At 70.9% G+C, this 18556-nt stretch carries 19 protein-coding genes and 4 tRNA genes; 13 read left to right on the top strand and 10 right to left on the bottom strand.

Annotated features, from left to right (window positions below):
* Positions 1–52: 52 nt before the first annotated feature.
* Both QSK36_RS30645 and QSK36_RS30640 read left to right on the top strand, forming a co-directional pair.
* Positions 53–265 carry an FxSxx-COOH-like cyclophane-containing RiPP peptide gene (locus QSK36_RS30645; RefSeq protein WP_183536903.1) on the top strand — a complete coding sequence of 71 codons (213 nt, stop codon included), beginning with the start codon at positions 53–55 and terminating at the stop codon, positions 263–265.
* Complete coding sequence (locus QSK36_RS30640) at positions 252–2228, top strand: ATP-binding protein (protein WP_285784761.1); 1977 nt, start codon at positions 252–254, stop codon at positions 2226–2228. Before QSK36_RS30645 ends, QSK36_RS30640 begins: the two co-directional genes overlap by 14 nt.
* On the opposite strand, the gene QSK36_RS30635 is transcribed toward QSK36_RS30640, so the two are convergent.
* Complete coding sequence (locus QSK36_RS30635) at positions 2169–2522, bottom strand: hypothetical protein (protein WP_285784760.1); 354 nt, start codon at positions 2520–2522, stop codon at positions 2169–2171. The two genes, QSK36_RS30640 and QSK36_RS30635, sit on opposite strands and share 60 nt — an antisense overlap.
* Before the next feature lie 11 nt (positions 2523–2533).
* Positions 2534–4000, bottom strand: coding sequence for an MFS transporter (locus QSK36_RS30630; protein WP_285784759.1), 1467 nt, complete (start codon positions 3998–4000; stop codon positions 2534–2536).
* 394 nt (positions 4001–4394) lie between these two features.
* Here QSK36_RS30630 and QSK36_RS30625 point away from each other — a divergent pair, with 394 nt between their 5' ends.
* A complete protein-coding gene (locus tag QSK36_RS30625) occupies positions 4395–4985 on the top strand; it encodes a DUF488 domain-containing protein (RefSeq protein ID WP_221263665.1) in 591 nt (196 codons plus the stop codon).
* 75 nt (positions 4986–5060) lie between these two features.
* Here the strand turns inward: QSK36_RS30625 and QSK36_RS30620 are convergent.
* The 3 genes from QSK36_RS30620 to QSK36_RS30610 form a co-directional block, all read right to left on the bottom strand.
* Positions 5061–5135 (bottom strand) — tRNA-Val (locus QSK36_RS30620).
* Positions 5136–5149: 14 nt separating this feature from the next.
* Positions 5150–5220, bottom strand: a tRNA-Cys gene (locus QSK36_RS30615).
* A 28-nt stretch (positions 5221–5248) separates the two neighbouring features.
* Positions 5249–5320, bottom strand: a tRNA-Gly gene (locus tag QSK36_RS30610).
* A 149-nt stretch (positions 5321–5469) separates the two neighbouring features.
* Here QSK36_RS30610 and QSK36_RS30605 point away from each other — a divergent pair.
* On the top strand, positions 5470–6276 hold the full coding sequence (locus QSK36_RS30605) for an ArsR/SmtB family transcription factor (protein WP_183536911.1): 807 nt from the start codon (positions 5470–5472) through the stop codon (positions 6274–6276).
* 62 nt (positions 6277–6338) lie between these two features.
* The gene (hutH, locus tag QSK36_RS30600) at positions 6339–7886 is read left to right on the top strand and encodes a histidine ammonia-lyase (RefSeq protein ID WP_183536913.1); all 1548 of its coding nucleotides are present in this window, start codon (positions 6339–6341) and stop codon (positions 7884–7886) included.
* A gap of 4 nt (positions 7887–7890) precedes the next feature.
* On the opposite strand, the gene QSK36_RS30595 is transcribed toward hutH, so the two are convergent.
* A complete protein-coding gene (locus tag QSK36_RS30595; protein ID WP_183536915.1) occupies positions 7891–9111 on the bottom strand; it encodes an NAD(P)-binding domain-containing protein in 1221 nt (406 codons plus the stop codon).
* Between the two features lie 84 nt (positions 9112–9195).
* Here QSK36_RS30595 and QSK36_RS30590 point away from each other — a divergent pair, with 84 nt between their 5' ends.
* The 3 genes from QSK36_RS30590 to QSK36_RS30580 are packed head-to-tail and all read left to right on the top strand — an operon-like array spanning position 9196 to position 11998.
* Entirely contained in the window at positions 9196–10083 is an 888-nt protein-coding gene (locus tag QSK36_RS30590; RefSeq protein WP_183536917.1) for a LysR family transcriptional regulator, read from the top strand.
* 28 nt (positions 10084–10111) lie between these two features.
* Complete coding sequence (locus QSK36_RS30585; protein WP_285784758.1) at positions 10112–11152, top strand: chorismate-binding protein; 1041 nt, start codon at positions 10112–10114, stop codon at positions 11150–11152.
* A 15-nt stretch (positions 11153–11167) separates the two neighbouring features.
* Positions 11168–11998, top strand: coding sequence for an aminotransferase class IV (locus QSK36_RS30580; RefSeq protein ID WP_139575160.1), 831 nt, complete (start codon positions 11168–11170; stop codon positions 11996–11998).
* Between the two features lie 4 nt (positions 11999–12002).
* On the opposite strand, the gene QSK36_RS30575 is transcribed toward QSK36_RS30580, so the two are convergent.
* Positions 12003–13382, bottom strand: coding sequence for an LVIVD repeat-containing protein (locus QSK36_RS30575; RefSeq protein ID WP_285784757.1), 1380 nt, complete (start codon positions 13380–13382; stop codon positions 12003–12005).
* An 83-nt stretch (positions 13383–13465) separates the two neighbouring features.
* On the opposite strand from QSK36_RS30575, the gene QSK36_RS30570 reads away from it, so the two are divergent.
* Positions 13466–14074, top strand: coding sequence for a DUF305 domain-containing protein (locus QSK36_RS30570; RefSeq protein WP_285784756.1), 609 nt, complete (start codon positions 13466–13468; stop codon positions 14072–14074).
* 3 nt (positions 14075–14077) lie between these two features.
* Here the strand turns inward: QSK36_RS30570 and QSK36_RS30565 are convergent, their stop codons facing one another.
* The gene (locus QSK36_RS30565; RefSeq protein ID WP_139575157.1) at positions 14078–14494 is read right to left on the bottom strand and encodes an SsgA family sporulation/cell division regulator; all 417 of its coding nucleotides are present in this window, start codon (positions 14492–14494) and stop codon (positions 14078–14080) included.
* 465 nt (positions 14495–14959) lie between these two features.
* Between QSK36_RS30565 and QSK36_RS30560 the strand changes: the two genes are divergently transcribed.
* Positions 14960–15031: transfer RNA gene (locus QSK36_RS30560), tRNA-Val, on the top strand.
* A gap of 93 nt (positions 15032–15124) precedes the next feature.
* Here the strand turns inward: QSK36_RS30560 and QSK36_RS30555 are convergent.
* A complete protein-coding gene (locus QSK36_RS30555; protein WP_285784755.1) occupies positions 15125–15706 on the bottom strand; it encodes a site-specific integrase in 582 nt (193 codons plus the stop codon).
* Positions 15679–15858, bottom strand: a complete 180-nt coding sequence (locus QSK36_RS30550; RefSeq protein ID WP_285784754.1) for a hypothetical protein — start codon at positions 15856–15858, stop codon at positions 15679–15681. The genes QSK36_RS30555 and QSK36_RS30550 overlap by 28 nt, the downstream gene beginning before the upstream one ends.
* A 954-nt stretch (positions 15859–16812) precedes the next feature.
* Here QSK36_RS30550 and QSK36_RS30545 point away from each other — a divergent pair.
* The 3 genes from QSK36_RS30545 to QSK36_RS30535 all read left to right on the top strand — a co-directional run bounded on the left by QSK36_RS30545 (position 16813) and on the right by QSK36_RS30535 (position 18495).
* Complete coding sequence (locus tag QSK36_RS30545; RefSeq protein ID WP_285784753.1) at positions 16813–17283, top strand: hypothetical protein; 471 nt, start codon at positions 16813–16815, stop codon at positions 17281–17283.
* Positions 17284–18157: 874 nt separating this feature from the next.
* Complete coding sequence (locus tag QSK36_RS30540; protein ID WP_502883365.1) at positions 18158–18313, top strand: MbtH family NRPS accessory protein; 156 nt, start codon at positions 18158–18160, stop codon at positions 18311–18313.
* A complete protein-coding gene (locus tag QSK36_RS30535; protein ID WP_285784787.1) occupies positions 18262–18495 on the top strand; it encodes a hypothetical protein in 234 nt (77 codons plus the stop codon). Before QSK36_RS30540 ends, QSK36_RS30535 begins: the two co-directional genes overlap by 52 nt.
* Positions 18496–18556: the final 61 nt, after the last annotated feature.

Raw genomic sequence — 18556 nt, 5'->3', positions numbered from 1 at the left:
CGCACGATCCGGGGGCCCGTCAGTTGGATCAATTCGTCGGGAGTGGGCGTCCATGCTCGAACAGACCGCTCTCCAGCACCCCGGGTTGATCGGCCTGCCGAAACTCGACCCGAAAACGTTGGAAAACTGCGACGACTCCGCCCTGTTCCACGCGTTGCACCGACTCCTCACCGACACGAAATCGGCGGCGCCCGTCTCCGGCTTCAACTCCGTCGCGGGTTCGGCGCGGCGTGATGGGGCCGAACCGGCCGATGATCGCTCATGACCCTCCTGGGGGGCAGCGGCATCCCTATCCCGGAGCCACCCCGTTCCGTACGGACGATGCCGCGGTCTTCTTCGGGCGAACGGAGGAGTCGAGCCGCCTGACCCGGCTCTGGCCCGGACGTCCGCTGAGCATCCTGAGCGGGGACACCGGATCAGGTAAGACCTCGCTCCTGCACGCCGGTGTGCTTCCGCGGCTGCCGCACGGTCGCGTCGGACGGGTCGGCCGGTTCGTCGGCGGTCCGGTCGCGGCGCTTCCGTCCGGTCACAACCCCTGGACGCTGTCATTGCTCACCAGCCTGGCGCCGACGGAACCCGTCGGTGCGCTCGCGGGCATGAGCTTGACCGACTACGTCTCGCGCCGGCTTCGCCGCGAGCCCGGCCCCCTGCTTGTCGCCGTCGACCAGTTCGAGGAGTTCTTCCTGGGCGGCCCCTATCGGGCGCAGTTCCGGGAGCCTTTCGTCGAGGAGCTCCTCGACGCGCTCGACAGCAACCCGGAGCTACGGCTGCTCCTGGTCGTCCGGGAGAGCCGGCGCGACGACCTGGGGCACTACGGCGCGCTGGTCAGCCGGGCGGATTGGCTGACGCTCGGGCCCCTGAGCGCGGAGGCCGCGTTCGAGGCGATCCGCCGCCCCGCCGAGGCCACCACACGAAGGTTCACTCCGGAGGCCGCGGCTCAACTCCTCGACCGGCTGGGCGGCGACGCCGTCGAGCCGGTCGTCCTGCAGGTCGTCTGCCAGTGGCTCTGGACGAGACTGTCCCCGACGGTCCAGGTCATCGATCCGGAGCACGTCTTCAGGCTCGCCGACAGCGGCACCGCTCTCGCGCGGTTCGTGAGCACCGCCATCACCCGGGTGGCCGACGCCTTCGGGCGGGATCCCGTCTCGATAAGGGAATGGGCCGTCTCGGCCTTCGCGGACGGACACGCCGCGAAACAGGGGACGACAGAGACCGCGGGGATGAGTAATCCAATCGTGCACGCCCTGGAGGACCGGCATCTCCTGCGATCGGTCCTGGGGGACGGGATGCGGCTCCTGCACGACGACTTCCGGGCCGCCCTCAGCCGCCCCCTCCCGGTCGATTCCCGGGGCCGGCCCCGGCGACGTCTCGAATCCGCCGTCACCGCCCTGGCGGCGGGAGACCTGGACGGCGCGGAACGGCAGGCGTTCCACGCCCTGGAAGCCGCCGAAGTCGCATCGATAGCCGAGATCCACACTTTGCTCGGCGACATCCAGATCGAGCGCTCCCGCGCCGCGCGGGCGGCCCTCGCAGAGGCAGACAACGCCGAAGAGCGCGCGTACCGGGAGGAAGAGGCCCGGCAGCACATGAACAAGGCGCTGTCCTGGTATCGGCTCGCGCTGCAGTGCCACGCCGACCTGGCGGAGCCGGGGGCGGCGGGCCGGATGCTGAGCGCCATCGGGCAGGTGATGGCCCAGATGGGCGAGCTTTCCTCGGCGGTGCGCAATCTCGAGGAGGCCAAAAGCCTCCTGCCGCGGGACCTCGCCCTGCGCACCGAGCTGGCGCGTGCGCTCTGGTTGACCGATCACCGCAGCCGGGCGATGACCGAGCTGGACAGCGTGCTGCGGGACGAGGGTGACCAGCTGACCGCCCTGCGGGCGCGGGGGGAGTTCAACGCCGAGCAGGGCAGGGCCGAGGACGCCATGCGCGACCTGCGGCGGGTGAGCAGCCGCACCTGGCCCGCGACACGCGCCGCCCGGGCGCTCGCCCTGGCCACCCTCGAACAGCTCGCTCCCGCGGAAGCGGAGCGCGAGGTCGACGCCATCGTGGCCGAGGGGTCGACGAACGGGCCCGCTCTCCTCTACGCCGCCCGGGTCGAGACCCTCGGCGGTGACCTCGGCAAGGCGGCCGAGCTGGCCCGGCAGGCGATCGCCGCCACCGGGCCGCCCCTATCCCCGCGGCAGAAGGAGTCGGCGAGGCGCCTTCTCGGCTACGGGCACGACCGCTGAGCCGCGGCCGCCCAGAGCGAGGAACTCGTCCAGCCGTTCGTCGAGCGGCTTGAACATGATCCGGTTGCGAAACTCCCCCTCGGGACCGACACCTGCGGCGACGTCGGCGGCCAGCTCGACCGCGGCCTTCGACAGGGCGCGCGCCGCTCTGATCGTGTCCGGGTCTTCGAGTCGGGCGATGATCCCCGATGCGACGGAGACCTCGGTGGCCAGCTCCTCCAGCCGCGCGAGTCGCGCGTCCATGTCCGGCCAGCGTGATCTCCCGATGAACTCCAGGTGGGCACGCAGCTTCATAGCGGCCTGGATCAGCCGTTCGTGGCACTCCCTGCGCTCGCGATCGACTGCGTCCTGCCGATCTCTTTCTCTGGCGGCGGCTTCGCGACGTGTCGTAGCCAGTTGGGTCGCGAGAACAGCCAGGACAGCACTCGTTCCCGTGATGAGTGACGTGATAACGCCGATCCAGACCGCCGACATCCGCCCATGCTCACATCCGAATCATTGCGGCACAATGGTGCCTGCCCGGGTTCGTGCAGACGTTTGTCGCTCCACTGCAGCTCATGCCAGTTCCGGGCGTACACCAGCGCCAGCAGGGCGGTCATGACTACGGCGGTGGCCACGGCGATCGTGATCGGGCCGAGCTCCTCGATCGCACCACCGCTGAAGATGTGCGCCAGGGGAAGGACGGCGCCCTGGGTCAGGAACTGGGTGAAGCCGCCCACGAGGCCCAGCCATCCCGGCCGCACGACCGTCGCCTGGTAACTGCCGCGCAGGACGCTCATCTGTGATCCGGTGAATCCCACCGCCGCCCAGCTGATCAGCCACCCCAGCGGGTGGTGGACAAGGGCGAAGATCCACAACGCCACCGACCAGGTCACCACACACGCGTTCAGGGCCCTGCCTGGCTGGTCGAGCCGCCCGAGGAGCCACGGCGCGAACGAGGCGCCGAGCAGCCCGCCGACCCCCGAGGCCGCGAGCAGGACGCCCACCAAGGCAGGCGAGACCGCGTCCTGCTTGGCCATGACGATCATGTCGAGGGTGACGACCTGGAACAGGAAGTTGGTGAGAGCGCAGATCACCACCGTGCGGCGGAGCAATGGGTCGTGCCTGAGAACGCTGAAGCCGATCAGCGCCTGACCCCGGAAGCCGGTGGTCCGATCGCGCGGCGGGAGCGGAACGAGCGGGTCACGCCGCCCGAGCCGGAGGAAGAGACTCGCCGAAACCAGCAACGCCCCCGCCGCGGCGATGAAGGGCAAGCCTCCGTTCAGCGCGGTGAGCGAGCCGCCGAGGGGACGCCCGGAGAGGGTCGCCACGAAGGTGCGGCCCTCGTTGCGCGCCGAGGCCTCTTTCAGATCGTCCGTGCGGACGACCTGGGACAGCATCGACATCTCCGCGATTTCGAAGAAGGCGGCGAAAGCACCTTCGAGGATGACACCCACGATCAGCCACCCGATCGTGCATTTTCCGGACAGCAAGAGGAATCCGAGCGTCACAGCCACCGCGAATCGCCCGAGTTGAGCGACGGCCAGCACCGTGCGGCGGTCGACCCGGTCGGCGATGAAGCCGGCGGGAATGTGCATGACGAGGCGTGGCAGGGTCCCGGCGAACCCGGCGAGACCCGCGTCGAACGCGGACCCGGTGAGCATGAGCGCCACAAGAGGCACCGCGACGGCGGTGTTGACCGTCCCGGCCAACGATATGGCGGACCCCGACCACAGGAGCCCGAAGTTGCGCCCCAACTTGGGACGGCCAGGCCGCCGGGCTACACCGTGCATTGCTGCATCCCACCGCTTCACTCTCATGTAGGTGGGCTGCATGTCGCGGAACGACCACCCAGTTAGGGAAGTGTAGCGATCGTGGTCATGGCAAAAGCTCGTTTGTGCCTCACCGGCTGGCTATTTAGGGAACCTTAAATGTCCCACTCAGGCTAAGTTGGGGTATTGTGCCGCAGAATTCCTCAAATGACGCGATCGCGTGTGACCGACCGAATTGGGTACGTACCGGGGGATCTCGCTTGTCCGGGCCGGGTGCGGGTCGTTCTCGGTTCGCCCGGACCGGGGCGGTTCGCAGAGACGACGCGCTCCCGCCGGATCCGGCGCCGGTTCGGATGGCCACACGTGCCGACGCTCGCGCCGGAGCCCGAGCCGGAGCCGGAGCGGAGGTGGGCTGGTGCCGCTCTGCGCGGGAACGGCCCCGCGCCCGTGTCCGCCGGCGGGGGCCGGGGCCGCCGATGCCCGCGTCACGCTGCTGACGTTCGGGCACGGCACCGCGCCGCGCGGGCACCTGATCCCGCTGCTGCACGCCGCCGGTGTGCGGGAGGTGGTCGACGTCCGGACCGCTCCCGGCAGCAGGCGCAACCCCGACGCCGGCCGCGCGGCGCTGGTGAGCTGGCTGCCCGAGGCGGGGATCGGCTATCGATGGGACAGGCGCCTGGGCGGGTTCCGCAGGGCGGCTCCCGACTCACTCGACGTCTTCTGGGAAAACGCCTCGTTCCGGGGATACGCGGGCTACTCCCGGCATCCGGACTTCCTGGCGGCGATGGACGAGCTGCTCGCGCAGGCGTGCGCCGCCCGGACCGCCGTGATGTGCGCGGAGGCCGTGTGGTGGCGCTGCCATCGGCGGATCATCGCTGACTTCGCCGTCCTCGTGCGGGGCGCGCGCGTGCTGCACCTGGCGCACGACGGAAGGCTCACCGAACACGCGCCGACCTCCGGCGCCCGCCTGCGCGACGACGGGCTCCTCGTCTACGACCGGGTGTGAAGCAGGCCCGCGCCTCCGGAGGCCGGACGAGCGAAAGGCCGGATCCCCTTGGGACCCGGCCTCTGCCGTACTACGTGGTGGGCGATACTGGGATTGAACCAGTGACCTCTTCCGTGTCAGGGAAGCGCTCTCCCGCTGAGCTAATCGCCCTTGGACGAACCAAGAGGTGGAGACGGGATTTGAACCCGTGTACGCGGCTTTGCAGGCCGCTGCCTCGCCTCTCGGCCACTCCACCGTGTCAAGCTGCACAGTGTAAAGCTCCGAGCGGAAGACGGGATTCGAACCCGCGACCCTCACCTTGGCAAGGTGATGCTCTACCACTGAGCCACTTCCGCGTCCCCGGCTCTGTCCGGCCGGGCTCACGGGAAGACTTTATCGAATCTCCCGCCGACTCCCCAAATCAGCGGCGTTCTCCCTGCTCACGTCGCGAGTTCCGGCCGATGCTTCCAGCTCCGTCGAACCGTCCCCGCGTTAGCGTCGAAGCATGTCCGTGACACATGACCGCACGCACGCCGCTCTCCCCGGCGCCGCCGGGGACGCTCCGGAGCCCGGGACGGCCGAGATCGCGGGGGGTCCCGGGATCGGAGGGGACGCCGAGATCGCGGGGGACGCCGACATCGCTCCGGTCGCGGCCCTGATCGCCGACGGCGCCCGCGCCGCCATGCTCACCGCGCTGCTCGACGGCAGGGCGCTGGCGGCGGGGGAGCTGGCCAGGATCGCGGGTGTGAGCGCCCCCACCGCGAGCTCCCACCTGGCCCGGCTCCTCGACGGGGGCCTGGTGACCGTGGTCAAACAGGGACGGCATCGCTACTACCGCCTCGCCGGCCCCGACGTCGCCCGCACCCTGGAGGTGCTGGCCCGGATCAGCGGGCGCGTCGCCGTACGGTCCCTGCGGCAGTCGCGGCAGGCGCGGCTGCTGCGGGAGGCCCGCAGTTGCTACGACCACCTGGCCGGCCGGGTGGGGGTCGAACTGTACGACGCGCTGGTGCGCGAGGGGGGGTTGATCGAGGCCGACGGCGGCTGCCTGCTGACCGAGAGCGGCGCGGAGGCGCTGACGGAGCTCGGCGTGGACGTGGAGCGGGTGCGCCGCGCCCGCCGCAGGTTCGCCCCCGACTGCCTCGACTGGCTGGAGCGCCGCCCGCACCTGGGCGGGGCGCTCGGCGCCGCGGTCCTGGACCGGCTCCTGGCGCGGGAGTGGCTGGTGCGCGGCACCGTGCCGCGCGCCCTGCGGCTGACCGGCGCGGGGCGGGAGGGATTGGAAAGGATCTTTGGATGTAAGGACCTAACCTGAGATACGCTGGTTACTCGCCACGCGCGCACGGCGCGAGCAGTACGACGTGAAAGAGTGGGACGATGCACGACAACGAGGTCGTGGCCGTCGGCCCCGGACCGCTCGCATTCGACGACGTGGTCCGGGTCGCGAGGTACGGCGCACAGGTCCGCCTGACGGACGACGCGATCGCCGAGATGGCCGCCTCGCGGGGGCGGGTCGAGGAGCTCGCGGAGGCCGACACCCCGGCCTACGGCGTCTCCACCGGTTTCGGCGCCCTCGCCACCCGGCACATCGACCCCTCGCTGCGCGCCCAGCTCCAGCGCAGCCTCATCCGCTCACACGCGGCCGGCTCCGGGCCCGAGGTGGAGACCGAGGTCGTGCGGGCCTTGATGCTGCTGCGCCTGCGCACGCTCGCCACCGGGCACACCGGTGTGCGCCCGGCCACGGCCCGGGTGCTGGAGTCCCTGCTGAACGCCCGGCTCACCCCGGTCGTCCACGAGTACGGCAGCCTCGGCTGCTCGGGAGACCTCGCCCCGCTCTCCCACGTCGCCCTGACGATCATGGGTGAGGGCGTCGTGAGGGACGCCGAGGGGCGCCTGCGGCCCGCCGCGGAGGCGCTCAAGGAACACGGCGTCGAGCCCGTCGAACTGGCCGCGAAGGAGGGGCTCGCGCTGATCAACGGCACCGACGGCATGCTCGGCATGCTGGTGCTCGCGCTGCACGACCTGTCCCGGCTCCTCACCACCGCCGACATCAGCGCCGCGATGAGCGTGGAGGCGCTGCTCGGTACCGACTACGTGTTCGCGGCCGACCTGCAGGCCCTGCGGCCCCATCCCGGCCAGGCCCTGGCGGCGGCCAACATGCGGACGCTGCTCGCCGGCTCGGGCGTGATGGCCTCCCACCGCGACGGCTCCTGCACCCGCGTCCAGGACGCCTACTCCCTGCGCTGCGCCCCCCAGGTCGCCGGCGCCGCCAGGGACACCCTCGCCCACGCGTCCGCCGTCGCGGCCCGCGAGATCGCCAGCGCCATCGACAACCCCGTCGTGCTCGCCGACGGGCGGGTGGAGTCCAACGGCAACTTCCACGGCGCCCCGGTGGCGTACGTCCTGGACTTCCTGGCCATCGCGGCGGCCGACCTCGCGTCGATCGCGGAACGGCGCACCGACCGCATGCTGGACGTGGCGCGCAGCCACGGCCTCCCGGCGTTCCTCGCAGACGACCCGGGCGTCGACTCCGGCCACATGATCGCGCAGTACACCCAGGCGGCGATCGTGTCCGAGCTCAAGCGGCTGGCGGTGCCGGCGAGCGTGGACTCGATCCCGAGCTCCGCCATGCAGGAGGACCACGTCTCGATGGGCTGGTCGGCGGGCCGCAAGCTGCGCCGCGCCGTCGACGGGCTCACCCGCGTGCTCGCGATCGAGCTGCTGACCGCCGCCAGGGCGCTCGACCTGCGCAGGCCGCACGCGCCCGCGCCGGGGACGGGCGCGGTGGTCGAGGCGCTGCGCGAGCCGGTGGCGGGGCCGGGGCCGGACCGCTTCCTCGCACCGGAGATCGAGGCGGTCGTCCGGCTCGTCGAGACCGGCGCCGTGGTCGCCGCCGCCGAGTCCGCCGTCGGCCCCCTGGGTTGAGGCCTCAGAGGGCGGCGACCACCTCGACCTCGATCATCAGTCCGGGCCGGAACAGCCGTTCGACCTCCACGGTGGTGCTGGCGGGCGGCTCGCCGGTGATGAACCGGCTGCGGACCGCGCCGTACTCGTGCAGCCGGTCCATGTCGGTCAGGAACGTCCTGATGTGCAGGATCCGGTCGAGCGACGAGCCCTGGTCGGCCAGGATCCGCCCCAGGTTCTCCATCACGACCTCGGACTGCCGGGTCATGTCGCCCTCGCCGAGGACCTTCCCGTCCTCGTCCAGCGCCACCTGCCCGGACACGAACAGCAGGTCCCCGAAGCGTACGGCGTGGGAGTAGTACCCGTTGGTCGCCGGAACGGAGGGCGGGTTGACCGCCCGCACCTCCTTCGGCGTGGGGGTTCGTGCCGTCCGGGATGCCGCGAACGGGACGACGGCGGTGAGGTCGTGCCCCGCCAGCCCGGCCGCGACCGCCCCCGCGAGCAGGTCACGGGCGGCGGCGGTCACCGTCTGGCGGCTCCCCGGCCCCTCCGTGGCCAGCCGCAGGTCCTTGGCGGCCAGGCCGAGGGCGTACCTCGTCTCGACCGGGCCCGACTCGACCACCGGCCGCAGCCGCTCCGCGAGCCCGGCCAGCGGCGTCGCCCCGAGGACGTCCAGGAGGGCGGTGCGGCCGACCCCGAGGTCGTCCGCGTAGGCCAGCGTCTCCGCCAGCCCCACCTGTGCGGTCACCAGCGCGCTCATCACGGCGAGCTTGGTCGCGGCGCCCGCTCCCGGCCCGCCCGCCTCGTGGACCGTCCCGAAGACCCGCAGCACGTCCGACACGCGGTCGAGGTCCTCTCGGCGGCCCCCGGCGAGCACGACCAGCTTTCCCTCGGCGGCCGGGCCCACGCTGCCCAGCACGGGGGCATCGACCAGGCCCGCGCTCTCGGGGAGCAGGCCGAGCAGCCGCCGCACCGCGTCGGGGCCGATCGTGGACATCTCCACCAGCACCGACCCCGGCCGCAGCCCCGGCAGCGCCGCCCGCACCACCTCGGACACGGCGTCCGGATCGCTCAACATGGTGATCACGACGTCCGCTCCGGCGACGGCCGCGGCGGGGGAGGGGGCCGCCTCCGCGCCCGGCACGTCCCGTGGCGTACGGTTCCACACGGCCACCTTGTGACCGGCGGCGACGAGGCGGCCGGCCATCGGAAGGCCCATACGCCCCAAACCAAGAAAAGCAATCATGTCCTGGACGTTATTGGAGAGAGAAACCATTCCACCAGCGACTAGATTGCATGGCGTCCATTCCCCTCGCTCATGGATCGGAGCATGTTCGACACCGACGCGCTTGTGCTGCTCGACGTCGTGGCCCGTACGGGGTCGTTCACGGCCGCCGCGATGCAGCTCAACTACACCCAGTCAGCCGTGTCCCGGCGCATCGCGTCCCTGGAGGCCCAGGCGGGCGGCCCGCTGTTCGCGCGGCTGCCCCGGGGGGTGCGGCTGACACCGGCGGGCCGTACGCTGCACCGCTACGCCCGCGAGGTGCTGGAGCGGCTCGGCCGGGCGGGGGAGGAGCTGGCCGCCATCCACCAGGGCAGCGGCGGGCGGCTGCGGGTCGGCGCGTTCGCCACGGCCAACGCCGTGCTGGTCCCCGCCGCCCTGCGCGAGCTGCGGGCCTCCCGCCCGGAGGTGGCGGTCAGCATGGTGGAGGGCCTGAGCACCGTGCTCATGGACGGGCTCGGCCGCGCGGAGATCGACATCGCGGTGGTGAGCGACTACCCCTCCGGGCTGGGGGCGGGTCCCGAGGTCGAGGTCACCCGCCTGATGGAGGACGAGCTGCTCGTCGCCCTTCCCGCCGACCACCCGCTGGCCGGATGCGAGAAGGTGGACCTACGCGATCTGCGCGACGAGAGCTGGATCGAGGGCGCCCCTCCCGGCACCGTGACCATGCTCGGCGCCGCCTGCGCCCGGGCCGGCTTCGCCCCCAGGGTCGACCTGCGGATCGGGGAGTGGACCGGCAAGCTCGGCTACGTGGCCGCCGGGCTTGGGGTGACGCTGGTGCCCGCCATGGCCGCGCCCGCCGTACGCGGGGACGTGGCGCTGCGGTCGCTCGGCGAGTTCGCGCCGCGCCGCACCGTGTACGCCGCCATGCCGCGTACGGCTCCGCTCCCCGCCGCCCGCGCGCTGCTCGGCCTGCTGGCGCGCCGGGCCGCCTGAGTCGCGGCTTCGGCCGGGGAGCCACGGGATGGCCCAGGGGCGCGAGAATGGACACGTGTACGACGCCTTCGCCCACATCGGGGGGCATCTGGCCACCGGCCTGCGGGAGGTGACCACCGACCTGGCCGCCCTCGACGGCTCCGGCTGGTGGGCGGTGGTCGTGTCGTACGAGGGGAAGGTCGTCTGCGCGCGGTTCGACACGGTGCGGCCCGCTCCGCTGCCCCCGCCGCGCGGCCCGTGGCGGGGACCCGCCCGCGACGCCTGGGCCACGTCCCTCGACCGGGAGGGATACGAGCGGGGCGTCCAGCGGATCAGGGGCTACATCGAGCGTGGAGAGGTCTACCAGGCCAACCTCTGCCGCGTCCTGTCCGCGCCGCTGCCCTCGCCGGACGTGGACCCCCTCGCCCTCGCCGTACGGCTGGCCGAGGGCAACCCCGCGCCGTACGCGGCCGTCGTGGGCGTGCCGGGACTGACGGTCGTGTCGGCCTCGCCGGAGCTGTACCTGTCCAGGAGCGGCGCGGTGGTCGAGTCGCGGCCGATCAAGGGCACGGGCGTGACGGCGGACGATCTCCTCGACAAGGACTACGCCGAGAACCTCATGATCGTCGACCTCGTTCGCAACGACCTCGGCCGCGTGGCGGAGGTAGGCTCTGTGACCGTGCCCTCGCTGTTCGCGGTCGAGGAGCACCCCGGGCTCGTGCACCTGGTGTCCACGGTGCGGGCGCGACTGGCCGGCGGCGCCGGCTGGCCGGAGCTCTTCGCCGCCACCTTCCCTCCGGGTTCGGTGACCGGAGCGCCGAAGTCCTCGGCGCTGCGGATCATCAACGAGCTCGAACCGGAGCCCCGCGGGCCGTACTGTGGGGCCGTGGGCTGGGTCGACGCCGACCGGCGCGAGGGGGCGCTGGCGGTCGGCATCCGCACCTTCTGGATCGAGCACGACACGATCCGGTTCGGTACGGGAGCGGGCATCACCTGGGGGTCCGACCCCCGGAGGGAATGGCACGAGACCGAGCTCAAGGCCGCCCGGCTCATCGGCCTCGCGTCCGCGGGCGGGCCGCGACATCGGTAACGAACGGAGCAGGAGATGTCTGTACCCATCTGGGTGAACGGAGAGCTGTACGAGCCCGACAAGGCCGTGGTCTCGGTGTACGACCACGGGCTGATGGTCGGCGACGGCGTGTTCGAGACGGTCAAGGCGGTGAACGGGGAGTCCTTCGCGCTGACCCGCCACCTCGACCGGCTGGCGCTGTCGGCCAAGCGGATGGACCTGCCCGAGCCCGACCTCGCCGCGATCGCCGACGGCGTGCGCCGCTGCCTGGCGGCCGCGCCGAAGTGGCCGCTGGCGCGCATCAGGATCACCTACACCAGCGGCCCCGGACCGCTCGGCTCCGACCGGGGGTCGGCCGGCACGAACGCGATCGCCATCGTGGGCGAGCAGGCGCCGTTCCCCGCCACCGCCGACGTCGTCGTGGTGCCCTGGCCCCGCAACGAGCGCGGCGCGCTGTCCGGCGTCAAGAGCACCTCCTACGGCGACAACGCCAAGGCCCTGGCGTACGCCAAGGAGCGCGGCGGCGCCGAGGCGATCTTCGAGAACCTCGCGGGAAACCTGTGCGAGGGCACCGGGAGCAACATCTTCATCGTCACCGGCGGGCGCCTGATCACTCCGACGCTCTCCTCCGGCTGCCTGGCCGGCGTCACCCGCGCGCTCACCCTCGAATGGTGCGGCGGCGAGGAGGCCGACGTGCCGATCTCGGCGCTGTACGAGGCCGAGGAGGCGTTCCTCACCTCCACGACCCGCGACATCCAGCCGATCAGGGCCGTGGACGGGAAGGTGCTGCCGCAGGCGCCCGGGCCGGTCACGCTGGAGGCCATGAAGGTCTTCGCCGAGCGTTCGGCGGCCGACCTCGACCCGTGATCCGTCAGTAGGCGTGCTGGCTCTGGGCGTTGAGCTCCTCCAGGCGCACGGCCTTGGCGGGATCGGTGCGGCGGTCGTCCAGGCGCAGCACGTCGAGGCCCTTGGTGATGTCGCTGGAGTAGATGTAGCCGTTGTAGTAGTAGGCCGACCAGGAGCCGCCGAGATGAAGATCCGGCGGCAGCGGCCCGCGCTCGAAGTAGGCGATCTCCTGGGGATGGGCGGAGTCGGTGAAGTCCCAGACCGAGACTCCGCCCATGTACCACCCCTGCACCATCACGTCGCGGCCCGGGACGGGCACCAGCGCGCCGTTGTGGGCCACGCAGTTCTCCTCGGCGCTCTGGACCCGGGGGATCTTGAAGTAGCCCTGCCGGACGAGCCTGCGCTCCGGCGTCAGCGTGTAGATCGCGTCCGCGCCCTTGGTCGCGCTGACCGATGGCAGGCAGGTGGCGGCCATCCCGCCGCCCATCTCGTCGCTGAAGACGACCTTGGTGCCCTCGTTGTCGAACGTGGCCGAGTGCCAGATGGAGAAGTTCTTCTCGTCGCGCACGGTCTGCAGCAGCGTGGGATGCACCGGGTCGGAGATGTCGAGCAGGACGCCGTCGCCGAAGCAGGCGCCCGCGGCCAGGTGTTTCTCCGGGTAGACGGTGATGTCGTGGCAGCCGCCAGTCTCCTCCTCGCCCGCCGGCCTGCCCGCGAACAGCTCGGGCTTGGCCACGACCCGCGCCTTCCCGGGATCGGCGACGGGAACCTCCACGATCGAGATGTTCTGGTGGGGCGGCCGGCAGTTCGTCGTGTCCGGCTCCGGGCCGGGGGAGGAGACGTACAGGTAGACCGTCCCGGCGTCCCTGCCCGGCACGATGGCGTGCGTGTGAGAGCCGCACTCCGTGCGTACGGACTTCAGGTAGCGCGGGTGGGCCTTGTCGGAGATGTCGAAGACGCGGATGCCCTCCCACGCTCCCGCGGCCGCCGGGTCTCCGGCGTCGCTCGCGCAGGTGTCGTCGGTGCGGGGCTCGTCCACCGACAGGAACAGCAGGTCGCCGGAGACCGAGACGTCGTTCTGCCCGCCTGGGCACTCGACCCGGGCGACGGCCTTGGGGTGCTCGGGGTCGCCGATGTCGTGCACCGTGAAGCCCCCGTAGTTGCCCACGAACGCGTAGCGGCCCTGGAAGGCCATGTCGGTGCCCCAGTTGTCCGGACCGTCGAACGGCGCCGCCAGGGGGACGTTGGCGACCAGCGTCATGTTGGGGCTGTGCCTGATCTCGTCCTGGGCGGGGATGCCGGTCGGGGCGGCCGCCGGGGATGGCGCGGGCTCGTCGGAGGCGCAGGCCGGGGCCAGGAGGAGGACGGACGCCATCAGCGCGGCCTTCAGCCTCGGTCTGCTCACGTCGCCCCCATGTCCGCGGATCATCGCCCACTATGGAAGTTATGTCGAGCCCGCGGCCGGTGCGGACCGGATTGGTAACGGTTGTGCTGGCAGTTGCGCCGGCGCTGGCCGCCTGCTCGCCCGAAGCCGCTCCACCGGCGCGCGCCGACGCCCCGGTGATCGTCCCCGGCGCCCCCGGGCAGTCCGGTTCCGCGCCGGCCCGCTCACCGGCGGAGGCGGGGCCCGTGGCCGCGGACGTACGGTTCGCCGAGGCGATGATCCCGCATCACCGGCAGGCGCTGGAGATGGCGGGGCTGGCCGCGGCGCGGACCGGCGATCCGCTGGTGACGGCGGTGGCGGACCGTGTGGCGGACGGGCAGCGCCCGGAGATCGCCGTGATGGAGTCGTGGCTGCGGAGCCTGGGCCGCACCCCGCCGCCCGCGCACGACCACGGCACGGGTGATCACGGGATGAGCGGCTACGGCATGGCGAGCGAGGAGGAGCTCACCCGGCTGCGTACGGCCAGGGGGCGCGCCTTCGACACGCTGTTCCTCACGCTGATGATCCGGCACCACGAGGGCGCGGTGGGCATGGCGGCGCAGGAACTGCGCCGGGGACGGGACCGGGCCATGCGGGCGATGGCCCAGGACGTCGTCTCCGGCCAGCAGATCGAGATCGCGCGGATGCGGGGTATCCAGCGGAGGCTGGGCTAGTCCCTAAGAGCTCCAGAGCATGTTGGTGAGCTCCTCGTCCAGGTCCATGAAGTCGGTCTCACGGCCGGCGGAGACGAGCTCGTAGGTCCGATGCAGGAACTCGGTGAGGGGGGCCAGGGGCACCTCGAACAGGGCCTGGCCGAAGGGCGAGGTGAGACTGATGTTGAGCGTCCGCTCGCCGTCGGAACGGGCCGGCCACACCTGGACGTCTCCGTCTCCCACGCGCCGCACGATGCCCACGGTCAGCAGCTCGCGGGCGAAGATCCACTCGACCGGCTCGTCATTCCCCACGTGGAAGGCCATCCGGATGGCGTACGGATCCTCAGCCGTGTAACTAAGGCCGGCGAGCAGGGGGACGGTCGTACGGTCGGGGACCACAAGCCGAAGGCCTAGCTCGGCAGAGACGGTGGTGCTGTTCATCGTCAGCCAAACCTTTTCGTCGTCGGGTCCCCTGTCAGGGGCTTTCACTGCGTCTTCACTGTGCGGTCGGGCCTCGCCGGGCGCTCGTGCTACGAGACGAACGAAGAGACCCGTAGGAAAGATTCCGCCTCCAGGCCCTTCTGTAACGCACATCACAGCTTGACATTCGGTCATCTACCAGCTCAAACATCACCAACAGGCTTGTCCTTACCTCTGCTTTGCGTGTCGGCGGGGCCGCGCCGGCGATGCCATTGCGGGCGAATGATCTCAGGTCGTGCGTATAGGTCGAGCATGGAGCATCACGATGCTATGACACCACACCCCCACGCCGGGGAGGGTCTGGCGAACCTTTCGAAGGTGTTGACGAAGGCGGGACGATCGAGCCGACCGGCCCGTGCTTTCGCCATCACCCCCTCGAGTGCGGTATGGTTTTCCCCGTCGGCGCCGCAAGGCGCGGATGATCCCGGGCGATTAGCTCAGCGGGAGAGCGCTTCGTTCACACCGAAGAGGTCACTGGTTCGATCCCAGTATCGCCCACACGATCAAGGCCCGTTGGAGACCGCCTCTCCAACGGGCCTTTTCCGCTGTTCAAAGCTTTGGCACTGGCTCTGGTCCTCCTCGCCGTCGAGATCAGCGGCGCTGACTGCGTCCAGCTCCTGGGGCCGGTCCGGAGCAGGAGTCAGCGCAGACCGCCCGCGCCCTGCCGTAGCGGTCGCGTGAGGAGTACGTGGAACGGTTGAGCGTGGTTGACATCTGCTCGTGTCTGAGGCGCGCCACGTCGTTCACGGGGACGCCATCGGAGACGAGCCACGTGGCGGAGCAGTGGTGCAGATCATGGAACCGCAGCCCCTCGGCCGCGTGCTTGGCGACGTGCGCTACGGCCTCCCGGTGGGTCGGGAACTCCTGGCGGTGCTCCAGGCCCTCCTTGTCCTGCCAGACGCCGAGGAAGGCATTCGGCCCGGCCTCCACCACCTTGCCCAGCAGCCCGGCCCGGACGAGGGACGGGCGCCAGTCCCGAGCCCGGAAGAGCGTGCGGCGGAGAGGACCGCCCGCCGCGTTGGTGAACACCTCTCCGACCGGTCCGGCCGGGTAGCGCTCGCGGTGCGCGGCGAGCAGCTCGACCACGAAGGGTGGAAGGGGCACCTCTCGCCGTCCGGCCTTGGACTTGGGATAGGGCTTGTGCGTCACCGTGCCCGGCACCTCGACGGCCACCCGCTCCACCCGTACGGTTCGGCGTCGAGGTCGACGGCGTCCCAGCGCAGGCCCACGCATCCGCCCCAGCGGAGGCCGGTGCCGGCGGCCAGGCCGACGAGCGCCCGGTAGCGGCCAGGGACGCGGGGATGGGCCACCCCCGCAGAGGTCAAGCAGATGGTCAGCGAGGCCTTCGCCGTGAGAATCCTCGACGGCCTGCACACGGAGCACCCGCGATCTGCGAGCACGTCGGCGTGCACCTCGTGTAGGTGGGCCGCACCCGCAGGCCCAGGGTGGTTACAAGTTGCCTTACGGGTTCAAGCCGCCGCCCGTGCCGGGCGGCGGTGGCGCGGCGCGTCCGGACGCGGCCGGGCGTGCGGCCTCTTCGGGCCGGTCCCCGTCCGCGCCGACGCCAGCCGCGCCCGATCCCAGACAGACGCATGACGCCGCAGGAAGCGTGACCACCAGGACGAGCACGACACCGACCGCCGCGACCAGACGGACGCGCCGTAGCGGGCTGAGGTCTTTCTTTGCCTCCGGCGGGGATCTCCGGCCTCGAGGTGATCACGGTGCTCAAACCGAGGTTCGTGGGTGGCTGAGGAGCCTGATCGCCTCGCCCGCCATCAACCCAGGCAAGCCCAGCAGACCGGCTCCTCCGGCTCAAGGCCGGCCGTGACCGATGGCATCCGATGACCGAGGAACCGCGACCACGTTGACGTACACGCGAGGCCGGCCTTGCACCTCCGTCCCCGGCCCGCTGCCGCTCCGCGGTGGGTCGACGGCGTACGAGGTGATCAGGGCAGGGGCGAGATGTGCGGGGCCGCACAGGGCACATCGAGGGCACATGCCCGTGAAAACCGGCCGAGATCGATGAAAAACGCTGCAAGCACGAAAGCCGCCCTCACCAGCTCAACGAGAGTGAGCGCTGGTCAGAGCGGAGCCGTGCGCGCTACATCAACAAGCGCGGCCTCTACCGAGACCCGGCGTACTGACCGGCCTCCACGTCTGCCGCGATTTGGGCGGCGGACAAGCGCAACCTCCCTGAAAGCCGATTGCAAGAGGCCCGTCCCAGACTGCCCTCGCCGGTGAACGCGGCGAATGCGGGTTTCTCAGGAGAGGTGTATCCCATGGCCATCAAGTCTTCCAGTGGACGCACGATCGCTGCTTTGACCGTCGGTGTGCTCGCCGGGTCCCTCTTCGCGGCGGGCGGCATCGCCGCTGCGTCCTCGGACTCCGATGTCATCCACGCTTGCGTCAAGAACAAGTCGGGCGACGTACGCATCGTCGCCGAGACGACCACGTGCAGGGCCGGCGAACGCCAGCTTTCGTGGAACGAGAACCTCTCGCAGGGACCGGCCGACTCGGTCAAGGCGAGCGTCAAGACTGCGGACTTCAACTTCCCCGGCTCGGGGAACAAGTTCGTCTACTGCCCCGACGGGAAGACCGCGACGGGTGGAGGATTCTTCTTCGACGAGCTTGGGGAGAACGGCCGGGAGATCATCGCGAGTGTTCCTTTCGTGGCCAAGGAGGGCACGCCGACGGGCTGGCTGGTCGTCGCCAGGAAGGCCAGGGGCAAGGTCTACGTGATCTGTGTCTGATGTCCGCTCGGCAGGGCTCGGGAGTCCTATCGGCCGGCGTCAGGCGACCGGGAGCTCGTCGTGACCGCCGCCGATGGTCGTTGCGCTCCGTCTGACCTCAGGAGCCCAGGGCGCAGGCCGCACGCAACGGCGAGCGCGCCGGCGATCGCCGCCGCGTACAGCACCGGACGGTAGGAGGTCAGGGCGAGGAGCCCGGCGCCGAGTGCCATCCCCCCGGCCGCCGTCGGCGCCCTCGGTGTTGCGGCGAGTCGAGCGGTCGCCGCGCGTGGAGGGAAGGCCGGGCCGGTGGCGCGGGAGTCAGCGAGAAGTCAGCAAGCGGCTTGATCGAGGACCATCTGACGGCGCACCAGTCGAGATCCCAGCCGCACTGAACGACACGGAACGGGATCCGCTGCAGCTTAGACGGAAGGGCTATCCGCGTTCACGCGAAGAGGTCACTGGTTCGATCCCAGTATCGCCCACACAGCCCAGAGGCCATCCGCCACCACGCGGGTGGCCTCTTCTGATCTTCCGGGTGGCCCGAGGGTGGCCGCGGTGCTGATCAAAGGTGAGCGATTTGGATGGACGCTCCTCCTTGCCCTTGGAGCTGACCAGCGGCCACACCACGTGATCCCACGTGATCAAGGCTCATGCGCCCGCGAACGGCGAAACTCGGGTGTATCTCCAGCCAACCAATGCTAGGGCTGTTCGGAGTTGCGACCAAAGGGTGTCGATAGATGCGCCCTTGACACCAAATTCAACTGAGTTGATCATCTGTGTGTCAAGCCTTCACGCAGATCCGGGTCGTCGGCTCGGTGGAGTATCGAGCCCGCCAACGCCCCCGGGAAACAGTAGCGGGGCGTCGCCCGATCGACTCAAGGAAGTGGGAGCGACCATGATCACCCCGTTTGACGACGAGGATGGCACGTTTCTCGTCCTCATCAATGACGAGAGTCAGCAGTCGCTCTGGCCTCAGACGTTCGGTGCCGTGCCGGACGGATGGCGTTCCTCCAGCACGCCTCCGGCTCGGCGAACACCCCCAAGGGCGTGACGGCCGCCGACGGCGCCCTGACCGCGAACCTGTGGGTGGGCATCACGACCGTCGGCCTCGTGCCGCCGATGGACTTGCTGCGCGACCCGCTGAACTGGCGGCAACCCGCGAGCCGCCGCCGTCACCGCGCACCTGCTCACCCATCCGGGCCTGACCTTCCTGGGCATCGACGCCCCTCGTAGACCTTCCTTCACCGCCTCGAACAGTTCGCCGCCTCCGCGGCGTACGCCCCCTCCAGCCGGC

This window comes from Microbispora sp. NBRC 16548 (assembly GCF_030268985.1).
Taxonomy (GTDB): domain Bacteria; phylum Actinomycetota; class Actinomycetes; order Streptosporangiales; family Streptosporangiaceae; genus Microbispora; species Microbispora catharanthi.
This window is presented reverse-complemented; position numbering and strand designations above follow the sequence as displayed.